The 23,870-nt window shown below is 71.1% G+C and carries 23 protein-coding genes; 12 read left to right on the top strand and 11 right to left on the bottom strand.

What is annotated here, in order from left to right; translation table 11 throughout:
- Nucleotides 1–117: 117 nt before the first annotated feature.
- Nucleotides 118–804: a TetR/AcrR family transcriptional regulator gene (locus tag ABD340_RS33250; RefSeq protein ID WP_344594419.1), complete on the top strand. Its 687-nt coding sequence runs from the start codon at nt 118–120 to the stop codon at nt 802–804.
- 319 nt (nt 805–1,123) lie between these two features.
- On the opposite strand, the gene ABD340_RS33245 is transcribed toward ABD340_RS33250, so the two are convergent.
- Nucleotides 1,124–1,831: an SDR family NAD(P)-dependent oxidoreductase gene (locus ABD340_RS33245; protein WP_344594417.1), complete on the bottom strand. Its 708-nt coding sequence runs from the start codon at nt 1,829–1,831 to the stop codon at nt 1,124–1,126.
- 105 nt (nt 1,832–1,936) lie between these two features.
- On the opposite strand from ABD340_RS33245, the gene ABD340_RS33240 reads away from it, so the two are divergent.
- Nucleotides 1,937–2,338 (top strand): winged helix-turn-helix transcriptional regulator, encoded by a 402-nt coding sequence (locus tag ABD340_RS33240; protein WP_344594416.1) that lies wholly within the window; start codon nt 1,937–1,939, stop codon nt 2,336–2,338.
- Nucleotides 2,339–2,425: 87 nt separating this feature from the next.
- On the opposite strand, the gene ABD340_RS33235 is transcribed toward ABD340_RS33240, so the two are convergent.
- Both ABD340_RS33235 and ABD340_RS33230 read right to left on the bottom strand, forming a co-directional pair.
- Nucleotides 2,426–3,253, bottom strand: coding sequence for a methyltransferase domain-containing protein (locus ABD340_RS33235; protein WP_344594414.1), 828 nt, complete (start codon nt 3,251–3,253; stop codon nt 2,426–2,428).
- A 9-nt stretch (nt 3,254–3,262) separates the two neighbouring features.
- A complete protein-coding gene (locus ABD340_RS33230) occupies nt 3,263–3,670 on the bottom strand; it encodes a RidA family protein (protein ID WP_344594413.1) in 408 nt (135 codons plus the stop codon).
- 79 nt (nt 3,671–3,749) lie between these two features.
- Between ABD340_RS33230 and ABD340_RS33225 the strand changes: the two genes are divergently transcribed.
- On the top strand, nt 3,750–4,400 hold the full coding sequence (locus ABD340_RS33225) for a TetR/AcrR family transcriptional regulator (protein ID WP_344594411.1): 651 nt from the start codon (nt 3,750–3,752) through the stop codon (nt 4,398–4,400).
- Between the two features lie 224 nt (nt 4,401–4,624).
- Here the strand turns inward: ABD340_RS33225 and ABD340_RS33220 are convergent, their stop codons facing one another.
- Nucleotides 4,625–4,999, bottom strand: coding sequence for a winged helix-turn-helix transcriptional regulator (locus ABD340_RS33220; protein ID WP_344594410.1), 375 nt, complete (start codon nt 4,997–4,999; stop codon nt 4,625–4,627).
- Nucleotides 5,000–5,079: 80 nt separating this feature from the next.
- Here ABD340_RS33220 and ABD340_RS33215 point away from each other — a divergent pair, with 80 nt between their 5' ends.
- Both ABD340_RS33215 and ABD340_RS33210 read left to right on the top strand, forming a co-directional pair.
- Nucleotides 5,080–5,490 (top strand): RidA family protein, encoded by a 411-nt coding sequence (locus ABD340_RS33215; protein ID WP_344594409.1) that lies wholly within the window; start codon nt 5,080–5,082, stop codon nt 5,488–5,490.
- A gap of 95 nt (nt 5,491–5,585) precedes the next feature.
- On the top strand, nt 5,586–6,029 hold the full coding sequence (locus tag ABD340_RS33210) for a hypothetical protein (protein WP_344594408.1): 444 nt from the start codon (nt 5,586–5,588) through the stop codon (nt 6,027–6,029).
- Between the two features lie 84 nt (nt 6,030–6,113).
- On the opposite strand, the gene clpB is transcribed toward ABD340_RS33210, so the two are convergent.
- The 5 genes from clpB to dnaK all read right to left on the bottom strand — a co-directional run bounded on the left by clpB (nt 6,114) and on the right by dnaK (nt 13,045).
- Nucleotides 6,114–8,717, bottom strand: coding sequence for an ATP-dependent chaperone ClpB (gene clpB / locus ABD340_RS33205; protein ID WP_344594407.1), 2,604 nt, complete (start codon nt 8,715–8,717; stop codon nt 6,114–6,116).
- Nucleotides 8,718–8,737: 20 nt separating this feature from the next.
- Nucleotides 8,738–9,193 (bottom strand): heat shock protein transcriptional repressor HspR, encoded by a 456-nt coding sequence (locus tag ABD340_RS33200; protein ID WP_344594406.1) that lies wholly within the window; start codon nt 9,191–9,193, stop codon nt 8,738–8,740.
- Nucleotides 9,194–9,200: 7 nt separating this feature from the next.
- Nucleotides 9,201–10,388, bottom strand: coding sequence for a molecular chaperone DnaJ (dnaJ, locus tag ABD340_RS33195; protein WP_344594404.1), 1,188 nt, complete (start codon nt 10,386–10,388; stop codon nt 9,201–9,203).
- A 108-nt stretch (nt 10,389–10,496) separates the two neighbouring features.
- Nucleotides 10,497–11,177, bottom strand: coding sequence for a nucleotide exchange factor GrpE (gene grpE, locus ABD340_RS33190; protein WP_344594402.1), 681 nt, complete (start codon nt 11,175–11,177; stop codon nt 10,497–10,499).
- A complete protein-coding gene (gene dnaK, locus ABD340_RS33185; protein WP_344594401.1) occupies nt 11,174–13,045 on the bottom strand; it encodes a molecular chaperone DnaK in 1,872 nt (623 codons plus the stop codon). Before dnaK ends, grpE begins: the two co-directional genes overlap by 4 nt.
- 539 nt (nt 13,046–13,584) lie before the next feature.
- Here dnaK and ABD340_RS33180 point away from each other — a divergent pair.
- The gene (locus ABD340_RS33180) at nt 13,585–14,199 is read left to right on the top strand and encodes an RNA polymerase sigma factor (protein WP_344594400.1); all 615 of its coding nucleotides are present in this window, start codon (nt 13,585–13,587) and stop codon (nt 14,197–14,199) included.
- Nucleotides 14,196–15,386: a CU044_5270 family protein gene (locus tag ABD340_RS33175; RefSeq protein ID WP_344594398.1), complete on the top strand. Its 1,191-nt coding sequence runs from the start codon at nt 14,196–14,198 to the stop codon at nt 15,384–15,386. Before ABD340_RS33180 ends, ABD340_RS33175 begins: the two co-directional genes overlap by 4 nt.
- Nucleotides 15,387–15,543: 157 nt before the next feature.
- Here ABD340_RS33175 and ABD340_RS33170 read toward each other — a convergent pair whose 3' ends face one another.
- Complete coding sequence (locus ABD340_RS33170; RefSeq protein ID WP_344594396.1) at nt 15,544–16,263, bottom strand: TetR/AcrR family transcriptional regulator; 720 nt, start codon at nt 16,261–16,263, stop codon at nt 15,544–15,546.
- A gap of 111 nt (nt 16,264–16,374) precedes the next feature.
- Here ABD340_RS33170 and ABD340_RS33165 point away from each other — a divergent pair, with 111 nt between their 5' ends.
- Entirely contained in the window at nt 16,375–17,877 is a 1,503-nt protein-coding gene (locus ABD340_RS33165; protein WP_344594395.1) for an MFS transporter, read from the top strand.
- Here ABD340_RS33165 and ABD340_RS33160 read toward each other — a convergent pair.
- On the bottom strand, nt 17,874–19,406 hold the full coding sequence (locus ABD340_RS33160) for a 3-hydroxyacyl-CoA dehydrogenase (RefSeq protein WP_344594394.1): 1,533 nt from the start codon (nt 19,404–19,406) through the stop codon (nt 17,874–17,876). The two genes, ABD340_RS33165 and ABD340_RS33160, sit on opposite strands and share 4 nt — an antisense overlap.
- Before the next feature lie 259 nt (nt 19,407–19,665).
- Between ABD340_RS33160 and ABD340_RS33155 the strand changes: the two genes are divergently transcribed.
- From ABD340_RS33155 to ABD340_RS33140, 4 genes are all read left to right on the top strand, one after another.
- On the top strand, nt 19,666–20,565 hold the full coding sequence (locus ABD340_RS33155) for a LysR family transcriptional regulator (RefSeq protein ID WP_344594393.1): 900 nt from the start codon (nt 19,666–19,668) through the stop codon (nt 20,563–20,565).
- Nucleotides 20,566–20,690: 125 nt separating this feature from the next.
- Nucleotides 20,691–21,905, top strand: coding sequence for an acetyl-CoA C-acetyltransferase (locus tag ABD340_RS33150; RefSeq protein ID WP_344594887.1), 1,215 nt, complete (start codon nt 20,691–20,693; stop codon nt 21,903–21,905).
- 109 nt (nt 21,906–22,014) lie between these two features.
- Nucleotides 22,015–22,599: an RNA polymerase sigma factor gene (locus ABD340_RS33145; RefSeq protein WP_344594391.1), complete on the top strand. Its 585-nt coding sequence runs from the start codon at nt 22,015–22,017 to the stop codon at nt 22,597–22,599.
- Complete coding sequence (locus ABD340_RS33140) at nt 22,596–23,750, top strand: CU044_5270 family protein (protein WP_344594390.1); 1,155 nt, start codon at nt 22,596–22,598, stop codon at nt 23,748–23,750. Before ABD340_RS33145 ends, ABD340_RS33140 begins: the two co-directional genes overlap by 4 nt.
- Nucleotides 23,751–23,870 lie beyond the last annotated feature (120 nt).

The raw sequence follows: 23,870 nt of genomic DNA, 5'->3' as shown, positions 1-23,870 counted from the left end.
CCCCTGAGTGAGTGAGTTGCACTTTGTTCAAGTGCGACCTTAGGCACTACTTGAACAAAGTGCAAGTAGTGCCTTGAACTTTGTGCAAGAGGGTCGTCGCTGCCGTATCGTGAGCGCATGCCGCGTAACACGCTGACCAAGGAGCAGATCGTCCGGACCGCGATCGAGTTGCTGGACGAGGAGGGCCTGGAAGGCCTGAACATGCGCGCCCTCGGCCAGCGGCTCGACTCGGCCGCGACCGCCGTCTACTGGCACGTCAAGAACAAGGACGATCTGCTGCTCCTGGCCGGCGACCAGGTGTGGCAGGAGATCGGGCTGCCCGACCCGGACGCGGTCGGGTGGCGGGTCGCGGCCACGGCGATGGCCACCGACCTGCTGGCGATGTTCACCAGGCACCCCTGGGTGGTGCAGGCGCTGGCCTCACACGTGCTGTACGGACCGGGTAAGGCCCGCCACGACGACCACAGCCTGGCCGTATACGAGGCGGCCGGTTTCGCGGGTGCAGAGGCGGACCAGGCGACGGCCGGCGTCTTCATGTTCGTGCTCGGTAACGCGCTCGGCGAGTCGTCCACGGCCTCGCTGTCCAGAAAGCTCAATCGCCTGGGCGACGACGCCGAGGAACGCCTGCGCGACACCATGGCGCAGGCGGCCGAGGTCGCCAAGCAGTTCCCGAGGCTCCGCGCCCGCCTCGAGGACACGGCGGCCCAGCAGTACGGCGCTGCTCCCGAAAGCAGCTTCGAGTTCGGCCTGCGCGCTCTTCTCGACGGCCTGGAAGACCGGCTCGCCGTCCGCCAGACCCGCTGAGCGTCGTCGTCCGAGCCTGGCCCGCCTTGTCGAGGACGGCAGGCAGAGACGAGCCCGGCAACGACCAGTGCAGGCCCGTGCTCCGCCCGGCAAGCGGTTCGTCGGTGAGCCGGGTGCCGCGCGCGATTCTCCGGTCAAGCCCTCGGACGGCCTCGCGCACGGCGTCCAGGTCGTGCGCGCCGCCTTGGTGTACGCCCGCCAGTGCGGCGCGACTCGGGCCGGCAAAGGCGGTGATCTCGTGCCCGCGCTCGACGCCCTGGGCCGGCACATGCTTGCCGTTGCGGCCGGTCGAGCCGAGGCTGGACCCTGGCCTGGCTCATCACTCACGAGCGCCCGCGGAGTGCTGGGCGACCAGGGCGCGGAACGCCTCCAGATCGCCGATCACCTCCTCCACCCGATCTCGCTGCCGGTACATGTCGTGGCAGCGGGCGCCGATGGCGTCGGGGTCCGCCTCGCCGCCGCCCGGGACGATCCCCGAGGCGATCGTCACCGTGCCCACGTGAATCCCCTGGGGTTTCAACTCGGCATGCAGCCCATGGGCCCAGTTCCGCAGCCCTGCCATGGCAAGACCGACATTCGCCAGGAACGGCGCGGGGATGGTGGAGGAGACCCCGGTGGTCAGCAGCACCGTGCCGTCCCCGCGGCCCCGCATGTCCGGCAGTACGTGGCGCACCGCGGTCACCGCTCCCAGTACGTGCAGATCCACCTGCGCCATTACCGAGTCGACCGTGGTGTCGGCCGCGTGGGTGATCGGCCCGCTCGGACTGGGGCTGTACTCAAGTACGTCGACCGCGCCGAGCCGCTCCTTCGCCGCGGTGAGGGCGCCGCCAAGCGCATCGCGGTCACGGATGTCGGCCGGGAACGCTGCCGCGGTGACGCCCAACTCGTCCAGCTCGCCGACCAGGACATCCAGCTTGTCCCGGGTGCGGGCGATCAGCCCGACTTGAAAGCCGTGCCGCCCGAACGCTCGGGCCACCCCCATGCCCAGTCCAGGCCCTGCGCCGACCACGACGAGCGTCTTCACCATCACGGCGTCCTTCCTTACGATTTGTTCGTAACACCATGATTTGTCACCACGGCAAAGATGATCAAGACGGCACAAAAATGTCGGTGACGCACACGGAGGTAACCCTTGGCCGCACCCTCGAGCACATCGCTGTGGCCGGAGGCCGACGAGGAGCAATGCAGGCAGGTGCTGCAGATCCTGTCGCTGATCGGCGACAAGTGGACCATCCTGGTCATCGGCCAGTTGCGCGACCGCACCCTGCGCTTCGGCGAACTGCACCGCGCCGTCACCGGCATCTCCCAGCGCATGCTCACCCGGACCCTGCGGCAACTCGAACGCGACGGCCTGGTCACCCGCACCGTCCACGCCAGCGTTCCACCACGCGTGGACTACACGCTCACCGAGCTCGGCATGACGCTGCTGGACTCCCTGACCGCCCTGAGCCGATGGGCCATCGGGCACCGACAGGAGATCATCGACCACCGGCACCGCTACGACACCGTCCAGCCGTCACAGGCCCGCTCCTGACGTCCGCGCAACGCCTCAGCGTGCCGGCCCACATGCGCGGCCCAGAAGGAATGGAGCAGTCTTCTTCCTTGGCGTGTTTTCCCATGGTCACGCCTTCACCGGGTTGCTTGAGTCATCAAGCCAGACGTACTGGCCGTCACGGGACACTGTCAGGCCGAAACGATCCTTGCCTGGCCTGCCCCATGCCACCCAACGCTGGACGGCGACTTCCAGTTCATCGAATAGATTCCGGGGGCCGCGTTGCCTCACGGTCGCACCCTTTCCATGTGGGGGAAAAGTAGCCAGCGCGTGGGATTCGTCATCTCGGGCGGCTACCCGAAAGGACCCATCGGCGTTTGTGACTCCGTGGCCATTGACCCCTGGCAGGAGCCCGGCGATGGCGATGGCCAGTCCTTCGCCGCCCTCAGTGAAGGCCGAGGGTGCGGCCGAGGTCTGCGACTCTCGTACGTCACCTTCGAACGGGCGGTCGGGGTGTCTCTGAGCGCGTAGGGGCATGAAGCCGCACTCCCCATGGAACCGTCCAGCGGCAGCGCCGTCTTGGACGACGAGTTTGGTGAGATGCCCGCCTGCCCAGCCGGGCATCCAGGGCAGCACGACGGTGCCTCCGGGGCGCGCCTGCTCCACCCACGTATATGGGATCGCGTCCACCCCGCAGGTGACGTCAACCAGGTCGTAGGGTTGGCCGTCCTTGAACCCCAACGCCCCATCTCCTGTGATCACACGAGGACGCAGGCCGACCGAACTGAGGTTCGCGGAGGCTCGGGCCGCCACGTCCGCGTCCACCTCGACGGTGACGACGTGCCGGTCTCCGAGTCGCCAAGCCAGCAGGCCGGCGGTCCACCCGGTGATTGCACAGAGTAACCGGCCGATGTCGGTGCCGACCAGTAGATGTCCGGTCTTGCGGACGGCGTACACGTGCAGGGGCTATTCGAGGACCGCGGTGGCTTCGACCTCGACCAGGAGGTCTGGTTCCCCCAGTGCGGCGACGCCCAGCAGAGTGATCGGTTTGACCGGGTCGATGCCGAGTTTCGCCGCCGCACGGCCCACCCCCTCGCCCAGCAGCGGCATCTTCTCAGGACTCCAGTCGACGACGTAGATGGTCAGCTTGGCCACGTCATCGAAGGAGCCGCCGATCCCGGCCAGGGCGGTGGCGACGTTGAGATAGCACTGTTCGACCTGTGCGGCGAGGTCTCCTTCGCCCACCGGCCGGCCGTCGGCGTCGCGGGCCACCTGCCCCGAGAGGAACACCAGCTTCGATCCGGTGGCGACCGACAGCTGCCGGTAGACCTCGGGCTTCGGCAATCCCTCGGGGTTGACCAGCGTCACGGACATGAACGACCTCTTCCTTGCGGCGTCAGGGACAACAAGACCAGCACCATGGAAGCATAGCGCTGCTATGTATTGTGGGGCCATGGCGAGGACGAAGGATCCAGCGGTCCGCTCTCTGCTGCTCGACCGGGCCGCGCAGATGCTGCGGATGAGGCAACCGGTCACGCTCCGCGCCCTGGTCGCCGGAACCGGCGTGTCAACGATGGCCGTCTACACCTACTTCGGCGGTATGGACGGCCTGTGGAAGGCACTGCGACAGGAAGGCTTCACCCGCCTGGCAGCCAAACTCGCGGACGTCAGGATGTCCGCGGACCCGGTACGAGACCTCGCCGCGCTGGGGGCCGCCTACCTGGCCAACGCCCTGGAGAGCCCCGATCTCTACCGCGTCATGTTCGACGCGGGCTTCGACCTCGAAGACGCCGACGCCGCGGACGAAACCCTGCACTGCCTCGTCCGCGCCATCGAACGCGCCAAGACGAGCGGCCGCTTCCGTGGCGAGGTCGACCCGCTGGAACTGGCGACACAGAGCTGGGCCATCGGCCACGGACTCGCCTCACTCGTCGCCACAGGTCCTCTGCCGCACCAGGCACTCGCTCACGGCGTGCCCATGCTGACCGCACTGTTCACCAGCGCAGGAGACGAACCCGACCGATGCCGCCAGTCGGTTGAGCACGGCTGGGGACGGATGCCCCCGGCCGGGTCCGACTCTCATGCTCAGAGAGACAGGACCTAAGGGCCCGTCTCGAAGCGGCCTCAGGCGCCGCGCGAGCGCGTTACCTGGCTGCCGGAGGCGAGCCGCCAGGCGAGCGCCGAAGGCCAGGACTTTGAAACACAGCTCAGGCCGACTCGGCCGCTACCTGGCCTCGACTGGGTGAACGGGCCCGACATCGGGTCGCAGGTGAAGGTGTGGCGACCCAGCCAGGCGTCCGGCAGGTACGCCAGAGAGCGAGCATCTGGTCACACTTCGTTATCGAACCGCTCGCGAGCGCGTTCGACGTCGGGCAAATTGACGGTGCTCCAGCTCAGGAGTGCGTCGATGAGATCTTGGAGTGTCTTTCCGAGCGGCGTGATGCGGTACTCGACGGCGAGGGGCCGCGTGCTCGCGATCATGCGCTCGACCATCCCGTTGCGTTCGAGGCGCCGCAGTGTCGTCGTGAGCGACTTCTGTGTCACGATCGGGATCGCCCGGCGTAGCTCGTTGAAGCGCAAGGGCTGCTCGCACAGCTCGTCGAGCACGTGCAGCGACCATTTGTCGAGCACTTGGTCGAGCAGTTCGCGGTGCGTCGCGGTGAGCTGGGGCCCGTCGGATTCCAGGTGGGTGGTCTCCTGCATGACACCTAGTGTCGTTGAAGTTCCCTTCGGGTACCAAGTAGAAGTTAGATACCACCAACGGACAACCGCAAGGACAGCACATGACCGTGCAGATGCTCAGCCCTGAGGGCATGTTTCAACCCGTCCCCTACCACCATGTCTCGATCGGCACGGGCACCCGCCAGGTGCACGTGGCCGGCCAGATAGCGCGCGATGCCGAGGGAAACCCCCTCGCGACAGGTGACCTCACCGGCCAGGTCGTGCAGGCCCTGCGCAACACCGCGCTCGGCCTGGCCGGTGCCGGAGCGGGCTTTTCCGATGTCGTGCGCCTCAGGTTCTTCGTCACGCACTGGAGCCCCGAGAAAATAGACGACTTCATGGCGGGCATCGAACATGTCGCCGACGAGCTCGGGATCCCGCGGCCATTGCCGCCACTGTCGCTCATCGGCGTCGATTACCTGTTCGAACCCGATGTGCTCGTTGAAGTCGAGGCGTTCGCCGTCCTCGACTGACTGAGGCGCCGCGAACTCCAGACCGGCCTCGTGCTCGGCAGCGGCGGGATGGACGCTATTAACGCGGCCTACGACAACCGTAAGCGCGTGCTGGATTGAACGCCTGGAAGGACGGCATCGTTGAACCTGGCGATCACTGGCCACCCACCGGTACCCCACCTTGGAAGACGGACAACTCACCTGGAACCGACCAGTCGCCGAGCGAGACCTTCGGCTTCGCTGGACTGGCGACCGCTCCGGGGACGGCGACCTGGGTGTGGATTCTCGCGCTGGGCATCGGCCACGGCGGCCTGTTCCCTCTCGTGCTGACGCTGCCGGTAGTGATCGCTCGCAACGCCGCCGAAGCCGGGCAGATCAGCGCGATGGCATTTTTCGTCGGCTACGCCTGTGCCGCGCTGGCCCCCGTGCTGATCGGCTCCCTGCGTGACGGCCTGGGCGACTTCCATCGGGCATTCGGCCTGCTGGGCGGGCTGACCGCGCTGATGCTGCTGCCTATCGTCCGGCTGTACGGGCGCCACGGCAGGGTGGACCGTCCATAAGCTGCCCGCGTCCCCTCGACCGTCCCGATCCGGACGACCACCAGCCGGTCACGGGGCGCCCGCGGAAGCGGGCGCCCCGTTGTGTTACTTGGTCAGGCTCACGTCGCGGGCGGGGCCGACCGTCAGGGTGTCGGCGGCCTCGTCCAGGTCGACGACCACTTCGTCGCCGTCGCGGATCTCGCCGGACAGCAGCTCGCGGGCCAGCTGGTCGCCGATCGCGGTCTGCACCAGGCGGCGCAGCGGCCGCGCGCCGTACAGCGGGTCGTAGCCGGTCAGCGCCAGCCACTCGCGGGCCGCGTCGGTGACCGTCAGGGTGAGCTGCCGGTCCGACAGGCGCTTGGCCAGCCGGTCGACCTGCAGGTCCACGATCCGGGTGAGCTCCTGCGTGGACAGCGCGTCGAAGAGGATCACGTCGTCCAGGCGGTTGAGGAACTCGGGCTTGAACGCGGTGCGCACCGCGTTCATCACCGCGTCCCGCTTGGCCCCGTTCTCCAGGGTGGGATCGACGAGGAACTGCGAGCCGAGGTTGGACGTCAGGATCAGGATCGTGTTGCGGAAGTCGACCGTGCGGCCCTGCCCGTCGGTGAGCCGGCCGTCGTCCAGCACCTGCAGGAGGATGTCGAAGACCTCGGGGTGGGCCTTCTCCACCTCGTCCAGCAGGACCGCCGAGTACGGGCGGCGCCGGACGGCCTCGGTGAGCTGGCCGCCCTCCTCGTAGCCGACGTACCCGGGCGGCGCGCCGACCAGGCGGGCCACCGAGTGCTTCTCGGAGTACTCGCTCATGTCGATCCGGGTGATCGCCCGCTCGTCGTCGAACAGGAACTCCGCCAGGGCCTTGGCCAGCTCGGTCTTGCCGACCCCGGTCGGGCCCAGGAACAGGAACGACCCGGTCGGACGGTCGGGGTCGGCGACGCCGGCGCGGGCGCGGCGGACCGCGTCCGACACGGTGCGGACGGCCGGCTCCTGCCCGATCAGCCGCTTGCCCAGCTCGTCCTCCATGCGGAGCAGCTTGGCGGTCTCGCCCTCCAGGAGGCGGCCCGCGGGGATGCCCGTCCAGGACGCGACGACGTCGGCGACGTCGTCGGGCCCGACCTCCTCCTTGACCATGGCGTCGCGGTTCTCGTCGTCGGCCTGCTCCGCGGCTTCCTGGAGCTGCTTCTCCAGGGCCGGGATCTCGCCGTAGGTCAGCCGCGCGGAGGTCTCCAGGTCGCCGTCGCGCTGCGCGCGCTCGGCCTCGCCGCGGAGCTGGTCGATCCGCTCCTTGACCTCACCGACCCGGTTCAGCCCCGCCTTCTCCTGCTCCCAGCGTCCGACCAGGGCGTTCAGCTGCTCCTGGCGGTCGGCCAGGTCGCGGCGCAGCCGCTCCAGCCGCTGCCGGGACGCCTCGTCGGTCTCCTTGTGGAGCGCCAGCTCCTCCATCCGCAGCCGGTCGACCGAGCGCTGCAGCTCGTCGATCTCGACCGGACGCGAGTCGATCTCCATCCGCAGCCGGGACGCCGACTCGTCGATCAGGTCGATCGCCTTGTCGGGCAGGAACCGCGAGGTGATGTACCGGTCGGACAGCGTCGCGGCCGCCACCAGCGCCGAGTCGTTGATCTGCACCTTGTGGTGCGCCTCGTACCGGCCCTTCAGCCCGCGCAGGATCGCGATGGTGTCCTCCACCGACGGCTCGCCCACCAGCACCTGCTGGAAACGGCGCTCCAGGGCCGCGTCCTTCTCGATCCGCTCGCGGTACTCGTCCAGCGTGGTCGCGCCGATCATGCGCAGCTCGCCGCGTGCCAGCATCGGCTTGAGCATGTTCCCGGCGTCCATCGCGCCCTCGGCCGCGCCCGCGCCGACGACGGTGTGCAGCTCGTCGATGAAGGTGACGATCCGCCCGTCGCTCTGCTTGATCTCGTTCAGGACGGCCTTCAGCCGCTCCTCGAACTCGCCGCGGTACTTGGCCCCCGCGACCATCGCGCCCAGGTCGAGCGCCACCAGCCGCTTGCCGCGCAGCGACTCGGGCACGTCACCGGCGACGATCCGCTGCGCCAGGCCCTCGACGACCGCGGTCTTCCCCACGCCCGGCTCGCCGATCAGGACCGGGTTGTTCTTGGTACGGCGGGACAGCACCTGCACCACCCGCCGGATCTCGGCGTCCCGGCCGATGACCGGGTCGAGCCGGCCGTCCCGGGCCGCCGCGGTCAGGTCGACGCCGTACTTCTCCAGGGCCTGGTAGGTGTCCTCGGGGTTCTCGCTGGTGACCCGGGCGTGCCCGCGGACCTTCTCGAACGCCTCCAGCAGCGCCTCGGGGGTGGCGCCGAACTCCTTCAGCAGGCCCGCGACCGGGCCGCCGTCGGCCGCCAGCCCGACCAGCAGGTGCTCGGTCGAGACGTACTCGTCCTCCAGCTGCTTGGACCGGTTGGCCGCCGTGTTGATCGCCACGATCAGCTGCCGCGCCATCTGCGGCGACGACAGCGTCGAGCCCGCCGCCTTCGGCTGGGCCGCCAGCTGCTCCTCGGCGCGGCGGCGCACGGCCTGCCAGTCGGCGCCCACAGCCTCCAGCAGCGGCGCGGCCGTGCCCTCCGGCTGGCTGAGCAACGCCACCAGCAGATGCTGCGGCTCCACCTGCGGATGCCCCTCGGCCGCGGCCCGGCGAACCGCGACCGACACCGCCTCCTGGCTCTTCTGCGTCAGCTTGTAGTCCATCTTCGGTTGCCCACTCCCCGTCAGTCTTCGCCGCCGCGTTCACGCCACACCACGACACTGGTATGGCGGATCGGCACCAGATCGCCGCCCGGGGCGGATCCGCCCTTGGGATCGCCGCGCCGCCGTTGCTGCGCCAGCCGCGCGGCGACCGCCCGGGTCGACTCGAGTTCGTTGGCCAGGTCCTGCAGAGTCGCGTGCGCCTTCGCCAGCTCCTCGCGGAGCATCGCGTTGTCCCGCTGCAGCTCCAGGATGTGCTTGATGCCCGAGAGGTTGATGCCCTCCTCCTGGGAGAGCCGCTGGATCTCCCGCAGCATCACGATGTCGCGCATCGAGTAGCGGCGGCCCCGCCCCGCCGTGCGGCCGGGCGAGACCAGGCCGAGCCGGTCGTAGGTGCGCAGCGTCTGCGGGTGCAGGCCCGACAGCTGCGCCGCCACCGAGATCACATAGACCGGGGTGTCGTCGCCGAACGCGTCCATGACCGGCTCACTCCTCCCGCGCCTTCTGGAGCAGCTCGCTGCGCAGATCGTCGCCCGCGCCGCCGGCGCGCAGCCGCTCCAGCGCCTCGCGGGTCTGGTCGTCGACCTTCTGCGGCACCTGCACGTCGACGGTGACCAGCATGTCGCCCTTGGTGCCGTCGCGACGCGTGGCGCCGCGCCCGCGCACCCGGAACGTCCGGCCGTTCGGGGTGCCCTCCGGCAGCCGCAGCGTCACCGGCTGCCCCTGGAACGTCGGCACCCTGACCTCCGCGCCCAGCGCCGCCTCCGGGAACGTCACCGGGACGGTCAGCGTCAGGTTGTCGCGGTCGCGGCCGAACACCGGATGCGGCCGCACCTTGATGTTGACGTACAGGTCGCCGGCCGGGCCGCCGTTCTCGCCCGGCGCGCCCTTGCCCTTCAACCGGATCTTCTGGCCGTCGGCGACGCCCGCCGGGATCCGGGCCTGGATCGTGCGGGTCCCGGTCGCCCGGCCGCTGCCGTTGCACGTCGGGCACGGGTCGTCGACGACGAGCCCGCGGCCCCGGCACTCGCGGCACGGCTCCTGGAACCCGAAGCTGCCCAGGTTGCGGGTCTCGTGCCCGGTGCCCTCGCAGGACGGGCACACCCGCGGCACCGTCCCGGCCTTGGCGCCCGTCCCGCGGCAGCTCGGGCACCCCGCCTCGCTGGTCAGCTTCAGCGGGACGGTCACCCCGTTCATCGACCGCCCGAACGACAGCGTCACGTCGGTCTCGACGTCGGCGCCGCGGCGGGCCCGGCGCGACCCGGTGGTGCGGGTGCCGGTGCCGCCGCCGCCCCGTCCGAACAGCCCGCCGAACAGGTCGCCCAGCCGGTCGCCGGCGCCCCCGGTGCCGCCGCCGCCCGTACCACCGCCCCCGGTCTGCCCGAAGAGGTCGCCCAGGTCGAAGCCGAAGCCGCCGCCCTGCTGCCCGCGGAAACCGCCCGGCATCGCCCGCACCGCGTCGTACTCCTTGCGGCGCTTCTCATCCGACAGGACGTCGTAGGCCTCGGAGACCTCCTTGAAACGGTCCTCGGCATCGGTGTCGCCCTTGTTGGCGTCCGGGTGGTACTTGCGGGCCAGCTTGCGGTAGGACTTCTTGATCTCGTCCTGGGAGGCGTTCTTCGAGACACCGAGGACCTTGTAATAGTCCTTCGCCAGGTAGTCCTTGGTGCTCACGGCGCTCCGCTCTCTGCTCGTGCCACTGAAGTGAGGTCGTTTCCGCCCCCGCGGGCCCCGCCCCGGTGCGCCGGGTGCGGGGCCACCGCGAGGTTCCGCTTCCGCGGTTCAGGACTTGCCGCCACCCTGCCCGCCGTCACCGGCGCCTCCGGGCTCGGCCGCGCCGGGCGCGGCCGCGTTCGGGTCGGGCTCGGCCACCGCGACCCGGGCGGGCCGCAGGATCCGCTCCCCGATCCGGTAGCCGGGCTGCAGGACGTCGGTCACGCTGGTCTCGGTCACCTCGGCCGAGTAGCCGTGCATCAGGGCCTCGTGCACGGTCGGGTCGAAGGGCTCGCCCTTCTCGCCGTACCGGACCAGGCCGAGCTTGCCGGTCACCGCCTCCAGCGCCTCGCCCACGGACTTGAATCCGCCGACGAGCTCGTCGTGGTCGCGGGCCCGGCCGATGTCGTCCAGCACCGGCAGCAGCTCGTTCAACACGTTGGCCAGGGCCTGCTCGCGGACCGCGACCCGGTCCCGCTCGACCCGCTTGCGGTAGTTGTCGTACTCCGCCTTGAGCCGTTGCAGGTCCGCGGTGCGCTCGGCGAGCTGGGTCTGGAGCGCCCCGTCCGCGGCCGGCGCGCCGCCCCCGCCGGGGGCTGCCCCGGCGGGCGGGACCGGGGCCTGCGGCGGGGCGGGCTGCGCCCCCGCGGGATCCCGGACCGCGCCCGTCTCGGGGTCGATGCGCCGCTTGTCGCGGATCACCGGGCCCTCACGCTCCTCGCCCTCGCCCCTGGTGGGAGGGGTCGTCACGCGGCACCGTCCTTCTTGTCCTTGTCGTCGTCCACGATCTCGGCGTCGACGACCTCGTCGTCCTGACCGGCCTCGCCGCCCTGGGCGTCGGCCGTCGGCCCGGCGTCGCCGCCGGCCTCCGCGCCGCCCTCGGGGTTCTGGGCGTACATCGCCGCGCCCATCTTCTGGCTGACCTGGGCCAGCTTCTCGGCGCTGGTGCGGATGGCGTCGACGTCGGTGCCCTCGAGGTTCTTCTTGACCTCGGCGACGGCCTCCTCGACCTCGGTCTTGGTCTCCGCGGGGATCTTGTCCTCGTTCTCCCGCAGGAACTTCTCGGTCGAGTAGGCCAGGGTGTCGGCCTGGTTGCGGACCTCGGCCTCCTCCTTGCGCTGGCGGTCCTCCTCGGCGTACTCCTCGGCGTCGCGCATCATCTTCTCGATGTCGTCCTTGGGCAGCGCGCTGCCGCCCGTGATGACCATCGACTGCTCGCGGCCGGTGCCCTGGTCCTTGGCGCTGACGTTGACGATGCCGTTGGCGTCGATGTCGAAGGTGACCTCGATCTGCGGCACGCCGCGCGGCGCGGGGGGCAGTCCGGTGAGCTGGAAGGTGCCGAGCTTCTTGTTGTAGGCGGCGATCTCCCGCTCGCCCTGGAACACCTGGATCTCCACCGACGGCTGGTTGTCGTCGGCCGTGGTGAAGGTCTCCGAGCGCTTGGTGGGGATGGTGGTGTTGCGCTCGATGATCTTGGTGAAGATGCCGCCCTTGGTCTCGATCCCCAGCGACAGCGGGGTCACGTCCAGCAGCAGGACGTCCTTGACCTCGCCCTTGAGCACACCCGCCTGCAGGCTGGCGCCGATCGCCACGACCTCGTCGGGGTTGACGCCCTTGTTGGGCTCCTTGCCCCCGGTCAGCTCCTTCACCAGCTCGCTGACCGCCGGCATCCGGGTGGAACCGCCCACCAGCACGACCTGGTCGATCCCGTCCACGCCGATCCCGGCGTCCTTGAGCACCTGCTTGAACGGCGCCTTGGTCCGCTCCAGCAGCTCAGCGGTCATCCGCTGGAACTCCGCCCGGGACAGCTTCTCGTCCAGGTGCAGCGGCCCCTCCGAAGAGGCGGTGATGTAGGGCAGATTGATCTGCGTCTCCGAAGACGACGACAGCTCGATCTTGGCCTTCTCCGCCGCCTCGCGCAGCCGCTGCAGCGCCATCTTGTCCTTGGCCAGGTCCACGCCGTTAGCGTTCTTGAACCTCTCCACCAGCCAGTCGACGACCTTGTCGTCCCAGTCGTCGCCGCCCAGGTGGTTGTCACCGGAGGTCGCCTTGACCTCGACCACCCCGTCGCCGACCTCCAGCAGCGACACGTCGAAGGTGCCCCCGCCCAGGTCGAACACCAGGATGGTGGCCTCGTTCTCCTTCTCCAGGTGGTAGGCCAGCGCCGCCGAGGTCGGCTCGTTGATGATCCGCAGCACGTTCAGGCCGGCGATCTGCCCGGCCTCCTTGGTGGCCTGCCGCTGGTGGTCGGAGAAGTAGGCCGGCACGGTGATCACCGCGTCGGTCACCTTCTCGCCCAGGTAGGACTCGGCGTCGCGCTTGAGCTTCTGCAGCACGAACGCGCTGATCTGCTGCGGCGTGAAGGGCTTGTCGTCGATCTTGGTCTTCCAGTCGGTGCCCATCTCGCGCTTGACCGACCGGATGGTGCGATCGACGTTGGTCACCGCCTGCCGCTTGGCGACCTCACCGACCAGCACCTCGCCGTTCTTGGCGAACGCCACCACCGACGGCGTGGTCCGCGACCCCTCCGCGTTGGCGATCACCGTGGGCTCCCCGCCCTCCAGGATCGCGACGACCGAGTTGGTCGTCCCCAGGTCGATACCGACCGCACGTGCCATGTTCCTCGTCCTCCGTCGTGGGGTTCCGTGTCCCGGTATGTGGGCCGACCTGCCCGCCGCCTGTTCGGGGCGGGCCCGCGGCCGGTCGAGTCTTCTGTTGGCCTAGGTTGCCGCGCCCGACCCTCGCTGTCAAATCACTTGAGTCTGTGCGACTCAACTTTGCTGACGTTCACATCAACAGGACGTCTGAGCCATGTATTCCGGTTCCCGCCGGGCGGCCGCGTCTTCGGGAATCGTCGCCGCGGACGAGGCCGAACCGCCTCCCCTCCGCCACGAGCATGAGGCGGCCGCGCCGTCAGGGCGAGTTGCGGATCGGCAAGGCCGGGGCCCAGCGGGCGCTGGTGGATCCCGCCACCTCGCAGCTGCTGTCTTCCATGTGGTCAACCGAGGCAAGACCCTTTTCGCGCAGACCTACCTGGAGGTCGGCTGGACCAACGAGAGGCCGAGCGCGCCTACTGCTCCCTGACGGGGGTGCGTGAAGGCGAACCGCCGGTACGGATGAGAGAGGGGTGACAGCCTCCCCACGACAAGGACTTCAGATGAGACGGAGCCACGCCTCGGCCGAGGACGCAGCGGACGACCCGGAGAGCGACGCGGAGACGATCGCGAGGTCGTGGCATGAGCCCGAACTGTTCGCCGGGATCTTCCACCGGTACTTCGCCGAGATCCACCGCTATGTCGCCCGGCGCCTGGGAGCCGACGCCGCCGACGACATCGCCGCCGAGACGTTCCTCGCGGCGTTCCGCCGCCGGGACCGGTTCGACCCGGCGAAGGGGGCGGTCCGGGCCTGGCTCTACGGGATCGCCACCAACCAGATCGGCCTGCACCGGCGGGCCGAGCGGCGCCACCTCCGCGCGCTCGCGCGCACGCCGGCCGACGGCGTCGCGCACGGCCACGAGGACCGTGTCGCCGCCAGGGTGACCGCCGGCGAGGTCGGCGGGGAGCTGGCCAAGGCGCTGGCCCGGCTGTCCCCGGGCGACCGCGACGTCCTGCTGCTGGTGGCGCTCGCGGACTTCTCGTACGACGAGGTCGCGACGGCGCTGGACCTGAAGACGGGCACGGTCGGGTCGCGGCTGAACAGGGCTCGAAAGAAGTTGCGCGCGGCGTTGGGCGGGGCCGACCCCCTGATCATCACTGAGGAGTCCACGGTATGAGCGAGATGAACAAGGTCCGCGAGTTGATGGCCGAGCCCGCGCCGCCGTCCGCCCGCGCCACCGGCGCCGCCCTGGCGGCCCTGGAGTCGGAGATCGCCGGACGCGGGCCGCGGCGCCGCGTCCGGCCCCGCCCGCGCCTGGCCGGGCGGATGCAGCTCGCCCTGACCGGCCTGGTCGCCGCCGGTGCCGCGGCCGCCGTCGCCGTCGCCACGTTGGGGGGCGGCGGGACGGTGGCGCCGCAGCCGGAGCAAGGCGGGACGTCCGCGCGCTCGATCCTGCTCGCGGCGGCCGACCAGGCGGCCAAGGAGCCCGATGGGCGTTACTGGCGCGTCCAGACCATCGACGGCCAGGCGTACCGCGTCGGCAAGGGCGCGGACGGGTACACGGTCCTTGGTTACAGCTCCCAGTGGGACGACTGGAGGGCCCGTTCCGCCTCCGACGACGACGTCCTCTATGCCCGCGACCTGGGCGCCCGCCCGCTGACGGCGGCCGACGAGGCGGCCTGGAAGAAGGCGGGCTCGCCCAAGACGATGCGCGTCTGGTCCAACGACCACTGGGCCACGCTCAGCACCGTCCCGGGCAAGACCTACGGCGTCGGACCCGGCACGTGGGACGAGGACCGCTCCACCCCCGAGGACAAGAAGCGGGCGGCCGAGCAGCGCGACGAGATGTGCTCGAGGCTCCGCAAGGACGGCAAGCCCCTTTCCAAGGAGGGCTGCCGCAAGATCAAGCAGACCCCGCGTGACAGCGTCGAACTGGTGGACGACCCGGCGAAGGTCAAGGAACTGCTGTTCCCGGCGGGCCTCCGACAGCGGCCGCGAAGCGCCGCGACCGACCTCATGGCGGGCTTCGACTTCCTCACCCGGCGGCCAGCCACGCCCGAGGTGCGCGCGGCGGCCTTCCGCTTCCTCGCAGGCGTGCCCGGAGTCCGGACGATCGGGTCGGTGACCGACGACAAGGGGCGTACCGGGATCGGGCTGGCGGCCCGCGGCACCATGGCCGAGGGCAGCGGCACCGTCTTCGACTACCAGCTCGTCCTGGAGCCGAAGACGTACCGGATCCTCGCCGGCCGGCGGGTCGTGATCAAGCCCGGCGGTTCCATGGAGGGCATGCGGTCGGGGGACGTCCTGTCCCGGCGGCTCGTGCTCGGCGCCGGCTGGACGAACGAGACCCCGCACCATTCCTGATCCCACGTTTCGGGGCGAGCGCCCGGCCGGGGACCCCGGCCGGGCGTCCTGCGTCTTGCGGATCGGCGTGAAAGTGATCGCGGCCATCGGGTCCGCAGGACTGACGCGTTGCCGTCCGGCCGGGTGCCCAAGGGGGCGGGCACCCGGTTCGGCGTCTTCAGGGGGTCGGGGTGCGTGTGGCGAGGCCGTTGAGGACGCATTCCAGGCCGAAGGCGAAGCGTTCCTCTAGGACGTTCTGATAATCCTTGGCCCAGATCTCGCGGATGTGGGCCGCCACGCGGGGGTGCTGGGCGTCCATGCCTTCCAGGTACGGGCCCAGCGATTCCATCCATTCCTCTGCGGTGACCCCTGGCTGGCCGGTGTGCCAGCTCGCCTCGTTGCCCGCGACGCCGATGACGTAGTCGATGAGGGTGGACCAGGCGTATTCCAGGTCGTGGCCGGTGAAGCCCGCGTGCTCGAAGACGGCGAGGATCTCGTCCAGGGTGCGGGTCGCGTTGGGGCCGAGCATGGGGCCGCCGGCGAAGAGCGTGACGGTCCAGGGGTGCCGGTGGATGAGCGCGCGGACGCTGCGTGCGTAGCCGGTGGCGGCGGCGCGCCAGCCCTCCTGCTCGGGGTCGGGGACGCGGACTTCGGCCATGACGCGGTCGAGGGCGAGTTCTAGCAGCTCGTCCTTGTTGGCCACATGCCAGTAGACCGAGGTGGCGCCGGCGTTGAGGCGGGTGCCGAGGCGGCGCATGCTCAGGCCGGCCAGGCCTTCGGCGTCGAGGAGGTCGAGGGCCGCGTCGACGATCTGGTCGCGGCTGAGGGTGGGCTGCTCGCGCCGCCGCCGTTCGGGCCGCGTCCACACCGAGGTGGGGGCCTTCTCTTTTCCGGCCATGCCCGCTGGGTCTCCCTCCGCTCTCGTACAGAGTACGGGACTTGAACATCGTACGATTTGACTCGTACAGTGTGCGAGTCAAATCGCACACTGTACGAGAGGAGTCTCGTGATGCCTCCGAAGCATCCGCGTCGATGGCGGATCCTTGCCGTGCTCTGCCTCAGCCTCTTCGTGGTCGTGGTCGACAACACGATCCTGAACGTGGCGATCCCCGCCCTGATCCGCGATCTGGACGCCACCACCGCCGACGTCCAATGGGTGATCGACGCCTACTCGCTGGCGTTCGCCGGGCTGCTGCTCACCGCGGGCGCGCTCGGCGACCGGTTCGGGCGGCGCGCGGCCATGCTCGCCGGCTTCGCGCTGTTCGGCACCGGCTCGCTGCTGGCCGCCTTCGCCGCGAGCCCCGGCCAGCTCGTCGCGCTGCGCGCGCTCATGGGCGTCGGCGGGGCGCTGCTGATGCCCGGCACCATGTCGATCCTGGCGCAGGTCTTCGACGCGGAGGAGCGCGCCAAGGCGTTCGCGATCTGGGGCACCACCTCGGTCGTCGCGGCCGCGGCCGGTCCCCCGCTCGGCGGCCTGCTGCTGGAGCACTTCTGGTGGGGATCGGTTTTCCTGGTGAACGTGCCGGTGGCCGCCGTCGCCGTGCTCGGGCTGCTCCTGCTGGTGCCCGAGTCGCGCGGGCCGCGCCGCCGTCCCGACGCGCTCGGCGCCCTGCTGTCCACGGCCGGGCTGTCCGCGCTGGTCTGGGCGGTCATCTCCGGGCCGGGCCATGGGTGGACCGGCGCCCGCACGCTCGGCGGGCTGGCCGTCGCGGGGGTCGCCCTGGGGGCGTTCGTCCTCTGGCAGCACCGCAACCCCGAGCCCATGCTCGACCTGCGGCTGCTGGCCAGGCCCGACTTCTCCGGCGCCGCGGTCGTGATCGCGCTGTTCTCCTTCGCGCTGGCCGGGACGCTGTTCGCCCTCACCCAGTTCCTCCAGCTGGTGCTGGAGCACGGGCCGCTCAAGGCCGGGCTGGCGCTGCTCCCGGTGGCGATCGCGGCGGCGTTCGGCAACGGGACGGGCGCCGCGCTGGACTCCGGGCTCGGCGCCCGCCGTGCCCTGGTCCTCGGGTTCGTGTGCGTGGCCACCGGATTCGCCCTGGTCGGCGCGCTGATCGAACCGGGCGGGGACGGCGCCCCCGGCTACGTCCCGATCGTCGCCGGGCTCGTCGTGCTCGGCTTCGGCGCGGGGCTGGGCTCGCCGCCCGCGTACGCCATGTTGATGAACGCCGTCCCGCCCGAGGAGGCGGGCATCGGCTCGGCCGTCAACGACGCCGGAACGGAACTCGGCAACGCGTTCGGCGTGGCCGTGCTCGGCAGCGTGATCTCCGCCGCGTACGTCCGCGGCCTGCCCGAAGGCGTCCCGGGCGCCGCGCGGGACTCGCTGGGCGAGGCGCTGTCGTACGGCGACGCCGGGCTTGCTCGGGCCGCCCGTGACGCGTTCGTCCACGCCGTTTCGGTCGGGACCCTGGCAGCCGCCGTGGTGATGCTGGCGGCCGCTGTTTTCGCCGCCTACGTGCTGCGAGGGCCCAGCGCTATGGAGGAGATCCCGCGGGAGGCGGCGACGCTGGATTAACGCAAGTCGTTGGGGGTGGTGCCGGTTTCGCTCAGGGGCAGGCCGAGTTCGGCCCGTTCTACCAGCCAGAGGCTTGGACGGTAGCGCGGGTCGCCGGTGGAGGCGTGCATGGCGCGGAGAATGCGCAGGATGGTGGAGGCCCCAACGCGATCGCCCCACTCCAAGGGCCCCTGCGGGTAGCCCAAACCGAGCCGTACGGCGGTGTTGATGTCCTTGGGCTCGGCCAAACGTTGCTCTGCGATGCCGGAGGCGACATTGACGATCGAGGCGAGCAGCCGTTGCGCGACCGCGCCGGGGGCGTCACGGACAACGGTCACGGGCTGTTCCGTAGCGGCGAGTGCCGCGAGTGCAGCGCCTCCTACGGCCGGGTCCACTCCGGGGTGCACAGCAAGGGTGAGCCGTCCGGAGAAGTCGCCGAGGGGGTCGACGGCAAGCGTACGTTCGACCGGGAGGTCGTGCGCGCGGGCAGCCTCAAGCGCACTCTGGCCGTACGGCGTGACCAGCACGACCGCCCCATCGGAAGGGCCGAACCCCGTCTCCACGTGTGCGCCGCCGTTGGCGAGGAGGCTGCGCAAAGGCTCGGAGTCGTGCACCCAGATGGGACGCGGGTCCGCCGGGGGAACGGGCGGCTCGGGCGGCTCCTGCTTGGCGCCGTCCACGTAACGGTAGAAACCCTCGCCCGTCTTACGGCCCAGCAGCCCCGCCTCCACGCGGGCGCGCGCGATCCTGGACGGACGCAGCCGCGGGTCTCCGTAGAAACCGTCCGAGATGATCTCCGTTACCGGATGGGACACGTCCAGGCCGGTGAGGTCGAGCAGCTCGAACGGGCCCATCTTCAAGCCGAGCACGTCGCGCGCGACGCGGTCGACGTCCACCGGCTCGGCCACCGCCTCGGCGAGCAGCTGCAACGCCTCGGTGGCCAGCCCGCGCCCGGCGTGGTTGACCAGGAAGCCCGGCGCGTCGGGCGCCAGAACCGGTTCATGGCCCAGCCGCCGCACCAGCTCGGCCAGCTCGCCCGGCAGCCACCCGGCCGTACGGGCGCCCGGGATCACCTCGACCAGGCGCATCAGCGGAACCGGATTGAAGAAGTGCAGCCCCGCGAGGCGGCCCGGGTCCTCCAGCGCCGTCCCGATCGCGGTCACCGGCAGGGAGCTGGTGTTGGTGACCAGGACCGTCTCCGCGCCGCACACCTTCTCCAGGGCGGCGAACAGCTCCCGTTTGGTCTCCAGGTCCTCGCGGACGGCCTCGATCACCAGGTCGCAGCCGTCGGCCGCGGCCAGCGGGTCGTCGACCGGCCGGAGCCGGGCCGTGGCCGCCGCGGCGTCGTCCGCCGTCATCCGGCCCTTCGCGGCCAGTTTGCCGAACATGGCGCCCACGTGGTCGACGGCGTCCGCAACGGCCTCGAAGCGCAGGTCGGCCAACTCGACCGTGAGGCCGCCCGCCGCCGCGAGCTGGGCGATCCCGCGGCCCATCACGCCCGTGCCGATCACCCGGACCCTGCGGACCCGCCCGGCCGTCCACCGCTCCATCAGCCGTATCCCCTGTTATTTGCAATCCCGGCTCAGGATGCTCGCCTGGCGGCTCGCACCCTGACCGTGCTTGGTGCGAGCGCGGCATCGCTTCGCGATCTGGCCGGTGAGGCTCGCCTCCGGCGTCGCCTCATCGGCCAGGTAGCGCGCTCGCGCGGTACTTGGGCACTGGCATGAAATCCCATCGGGCGGGCGTTTTCAAGAGCCGCGCTTTCACAATCGACCGGCCGGTGATAGGTGAGCGTTCATAATCGGTTTCATGGAGTTCCGGCACCTCGCCGGGTTCGTCGCCGTGGCCGAGGAACTGCACTTCGGCCGCGCCGCCGCCCGCCTGCACATCGCCCAGCCGCCGCTCAGCCAGCAGATCCGCCAGCTCGAACACGAACTGGGCGTGCAGCTGTTCGAACGCAGCACCCGCTCGGTCCGCCTCACCTCGGCGGGCCGGGCGTTCCTCGACCCCGCCCGGCGCGTGCTGGCCGACCTGGACGTCGCCCGCCGCGCCGCGCAGGCCGGCGGGCGCGGCGAGGTCGGCCGGGTCACCATCGGGTTCGCCGGCGCCAGCAGCCACGAGACGCTGCCCGTGCTCACCAAGGCCGTCCGGGCCCGGCACCCCGGCATCGAGCTGGTGCTGCGCGGCCAGACCTACTCCGGCGAGGCGGTCACCAAGGTCGCCGACGGCGATCACGACCTCGGCTTCGTCCGGCTGCCCGTGCACCGCGAGGGCGTGCGGGTCCGGCTGATCGAACGGGAGTTCCTGGTCGCGGCCCTGCCCGCCGAGCACCCGCTGGCCCGCCACCACGAGATCCGGCTGCCCGACCTGGCCGCCGAACCGTTCATCACCTTCCCCGGCACGCGCGGCTCGGCGGTACGGGACGCGCTGGTGCACGCGTGCCTCGCCGCCGGGTTCCGGCCCGGGATCGTCCAGGAGGCGCCCGACTCGCACACGATGCTGGCGCTGGTCGGAGCCGGTGTGGGGGTCACGCTCACGGTCTCGTCGGTGCAGCACATCCGCATCCCCGGCATGGTCTACCGCCCGCTGGCGGGCGCGCCGAACGTGCTGGAGCTGGCGCTGGCCTGGCGCGCCGACAACCCGTCCGCGGCGCTGCGCTCGGTGCTCGCGGTCGCCGAGGAGGTCCTCCCGACGCCGGAGATCGTCTGAGCGATCCGAGCGATTATGTGCGCCCGCGTCTCACTGCATGCTCCATTTGGTATCAACGGCGATCGGGTCTGGCCCGGGGCGTGCCTATCCTCGTTGGCGTGGCAGCCCAGGTAGAGGAGCGAGTGATGCGCGAAGCGGTGATCTGCGAGCCGGTGCGGACCCCGATCGGCCGGTTCGGCGGGGTTTTCAAGACCGTCCCGCCGGTCGAGCTGGCGGCGACCGTGATCCGGGCGCTGCTGGAGCGCACCGGGCTCCCCGGCGCCGCGGTGGACGAGGTCGTCCTCGGCCAGTGCAATCCCAATTCCGACGCCCCCGCCATCGGCCGCGTCGCCGCGCTGGACGCCGGGCTGCCGATCGAGGTCGGCGGCAGCCAGCTCGACCGCCGCTGCGGATCGGGTCTGCAGGCCGTCCTGAACGCCGCCATGCAGGTGCAGACCGGGGCGAGCGACCTGGTGATCGCCGGTGGCGCAGAGAGCATGAGCAGCGCGCCGTTCTACACGACCCAGGCCCGCTGGGGCATCCGCGGCGCGGCCCTGGAACTGCACGACGCGCTCGCCCAGGGACGGGTCACCGCGGGCGGCCGCAACCACCCCGTCCCCGGCGGCATGCTGGAGACGGCCGAGAACCTGCGCCGCGAGTACGGCATCTCCCGCGAAGAGCAGGACCGGCTCGCCGTCATGTCGCACGAGCGCGCCGTCGCCGCCCAGCGCGAGGGCCGCTTCGCCGACGAGATCGTCCCCGTGACCCTGCGGTCCCGCAAGGGCGACACGGTCGTGGACACCGACGAGCACCCCCGTCCCGGCACCACGATGGAGAGCCTGGGCAAGCTGCGTCCCGTCCTCGGCGGGAGCGACGACCAGGCCACCGTCACCGCGGGCAACGCCAGCGGCCAGAACGACGGCGCCGCCGTGTGCGTCGTCACGACTCCCGAGCGCGCCGCGGAACTGGGCCTGCGTCCCCTCGTCCGGCTGGTGTCGTGGGCGCAGGCGGGCGTGCCGCCCCGCACCATGGGGATCGGCCCGGTGCCCGCCACGGCCAAGGCGCTCCAGCGCGCCGGACTCGAGCTCTCCGACATCGACCTCATCGAGCTGAACGAGGCGTTCGCCGCGCAGGTCCTCGCCGTCCTCCGCGAGTGGGACCTCAAGGAGGACGACTACGGCCGCCTCAACGTCAACGGCTCCGGCATCTCCCTCGGCCACCCCGTCGGCGCCACCGGCGCGCGGATCCTCGCCACCCTCGCCCGCGAGATGGACCGCCGCGAGGCCCGCTACGGGCTGGAGACCATGTGCATCGGCGGCGGCCAGGGACTCGCCGCCGTCTTCGAACGCGTCCCCGCCTGACCTTCCGGGATTTTCCGGAAATCTTCGGATTCGCCGGTAACGATGGGCCTCCCCGTCCCACTTCCTGGTGTCAGAACACCGGAGACGAGGGACGACGGAGGTGCGGGCGATGACAGCCGAGCCCGGAGAGCCGGAGGCGTCCGGCGATGCCAGGCGGTTCACCGCGATCTACGACGCCTGCCGGCAGCGCGTGTGGGCGTACGCGGCCGCACGCGCGGGACGGCAGGCGGCCGACGACGTGGTGAGCGAGACGTTCGCGGTGGCGTGGCGCCGGCTGGGCGACGTGCCCGAACCGGCGCTGCCCTGGCTGCTCGGCGTCGCCCGGAACGTGCTGCGCGACCGCTACCGCGAGGAGGCGCGCCGCAACGCCTTCACCACCGGCCTTGCCGCGGGGGCGTGGGCCGGACGGGAGCCGTCCGCGGACGGCGACGTCGCCGAACGGGTTGCCGAAAGGCTCGCCGTGCTGCGCGCCATGGCCGCGCTCTCCGACGGCGACCGGGAGATCCTCATCCTGGTCGCCTGGCAGGGCCTGTCCCCGAAGGACGCGGCCAAAGTGGTCGGCTGCAGCGCCACGGCGTTGCGCGCCCGGCTGCACCGCGCGCGCAAGCGCCTCATGCGCGCCGTCGAGGAGTCTCCCCCGGAGACCCCGGCCGCCCGTTCCCGCGTCCGAATGGTCAGTAAGGAGATGTCATGAGCCGAGACGTGCTGCGGACGCTGGCCGAGGCCCGTCCCGCCGAACTGGACCCGGAAGCCCCGGTCGACCCGGAAACCCGGAGGAGGGAGCTGGCCAGGGCCATGGCCCCGGCTACGGCGCGTGCCGCCGACCGCGGGATCGTGCCGGCGCGGCGCCGCTTCGGGACGCTGTGGGGCGGTGGCCTTGGGCTGGTCGGCGCGGCCGCTGCGGCGGCGCTGGTCGTCTCGTCCTTGGGCGGCGGCGGGACGGGCGGCGTGCCAGGCGGCGGGACCAGTCGGCAGCCGGAGGCGACCTCGGCCCGCACGGTGCTGCTCGCCGCCGCCGACAAGGCGGAGACGGCCCCGGCCACCGGCAAGTACTGGCGCGTCACGACGATGTTCCTGGTCTCGGTGAAGGTCGGGCCGAAGTCGAGGCCCTACACGGTCGTAGAGCCGCGCGTCCACGAGGACTGGCTCGCCCGCAACGGCACCGGATGGGCCGGGCGGCGGGTGGGCGGCGCGAAGCCGAAGACGCCGCAGGACGAGAAGGCATGGCGGCTCGACGGCACCCCGGCACGCTGGGATCTGGGCGTCGGCGACACGGTGGACAAGGCCCCCGTGTACGTCCAGACCAAGCCCGGCACCGGGACCCTGGAGAAGATGCCCAAGACGTACCTGCAAGTCCCCATCGCGGGGCCCAAGCCCTCCTTCGACGACCTGCGGAACCTGCCGACCGACCCGGCCGCCCTGCGCAAGCGGGCCGAGAAGCGCGCGCTGTCCGACGGCGGCCCCGGTTCCCTGCACGCCGAGAACGAGCAGGTCAGGCAGAGCTTCGCGGCGGGCAAGCTGATCGATCTGCTCACCACCGCGCCGGTCTCGCCGAAGGTGCGGGCGGCGGCCTACCGCGCGCTGGCCGACATGCCGATCGTGAAGTCGGAGGGGCCGGCCGTGGACGGCCGAGGCCGGAAGGGGGTGGCGTTCTCGATCGTGACCCCGTACGGGGAGAGCACGAGGGGCAGCCGGCTGATCATCGATCCGGCCAGCTCGCAGGTGCTGTCGGTGCACGATGTCAGCAAGCCCAAGGCCAAGTCCGTGCCGGGCAAGGAGAAGACCACGCTCTACCTGGGCGCGGGCTGGACCGACCAGGCCCCGCGGCCTCCGTCGCTGCCGTGACGCCGACCCGTCCGTGATCCCGTCGACCGCCGGTCGTGTCCCTGGCCACGAGGCCCGGACGCGGCCGGCGGTTCGGCGTTTGCCTGGGGCAAGGGCACGCATATATACACCGGTCTGCCG

This window comes from Actinomadura vinacea, from assembly GCF_039532545.1.
GTDB classification, from domain to species: Bacteria; Actinomycetota; Actinomycetes; order Streptosporangiales; family Streptosporangiaceae; genus Spirillospora; species Spirillospora vinacea.
This window is presented reverse-complemented; position numbering and strand designations above follow the sequence as displayed.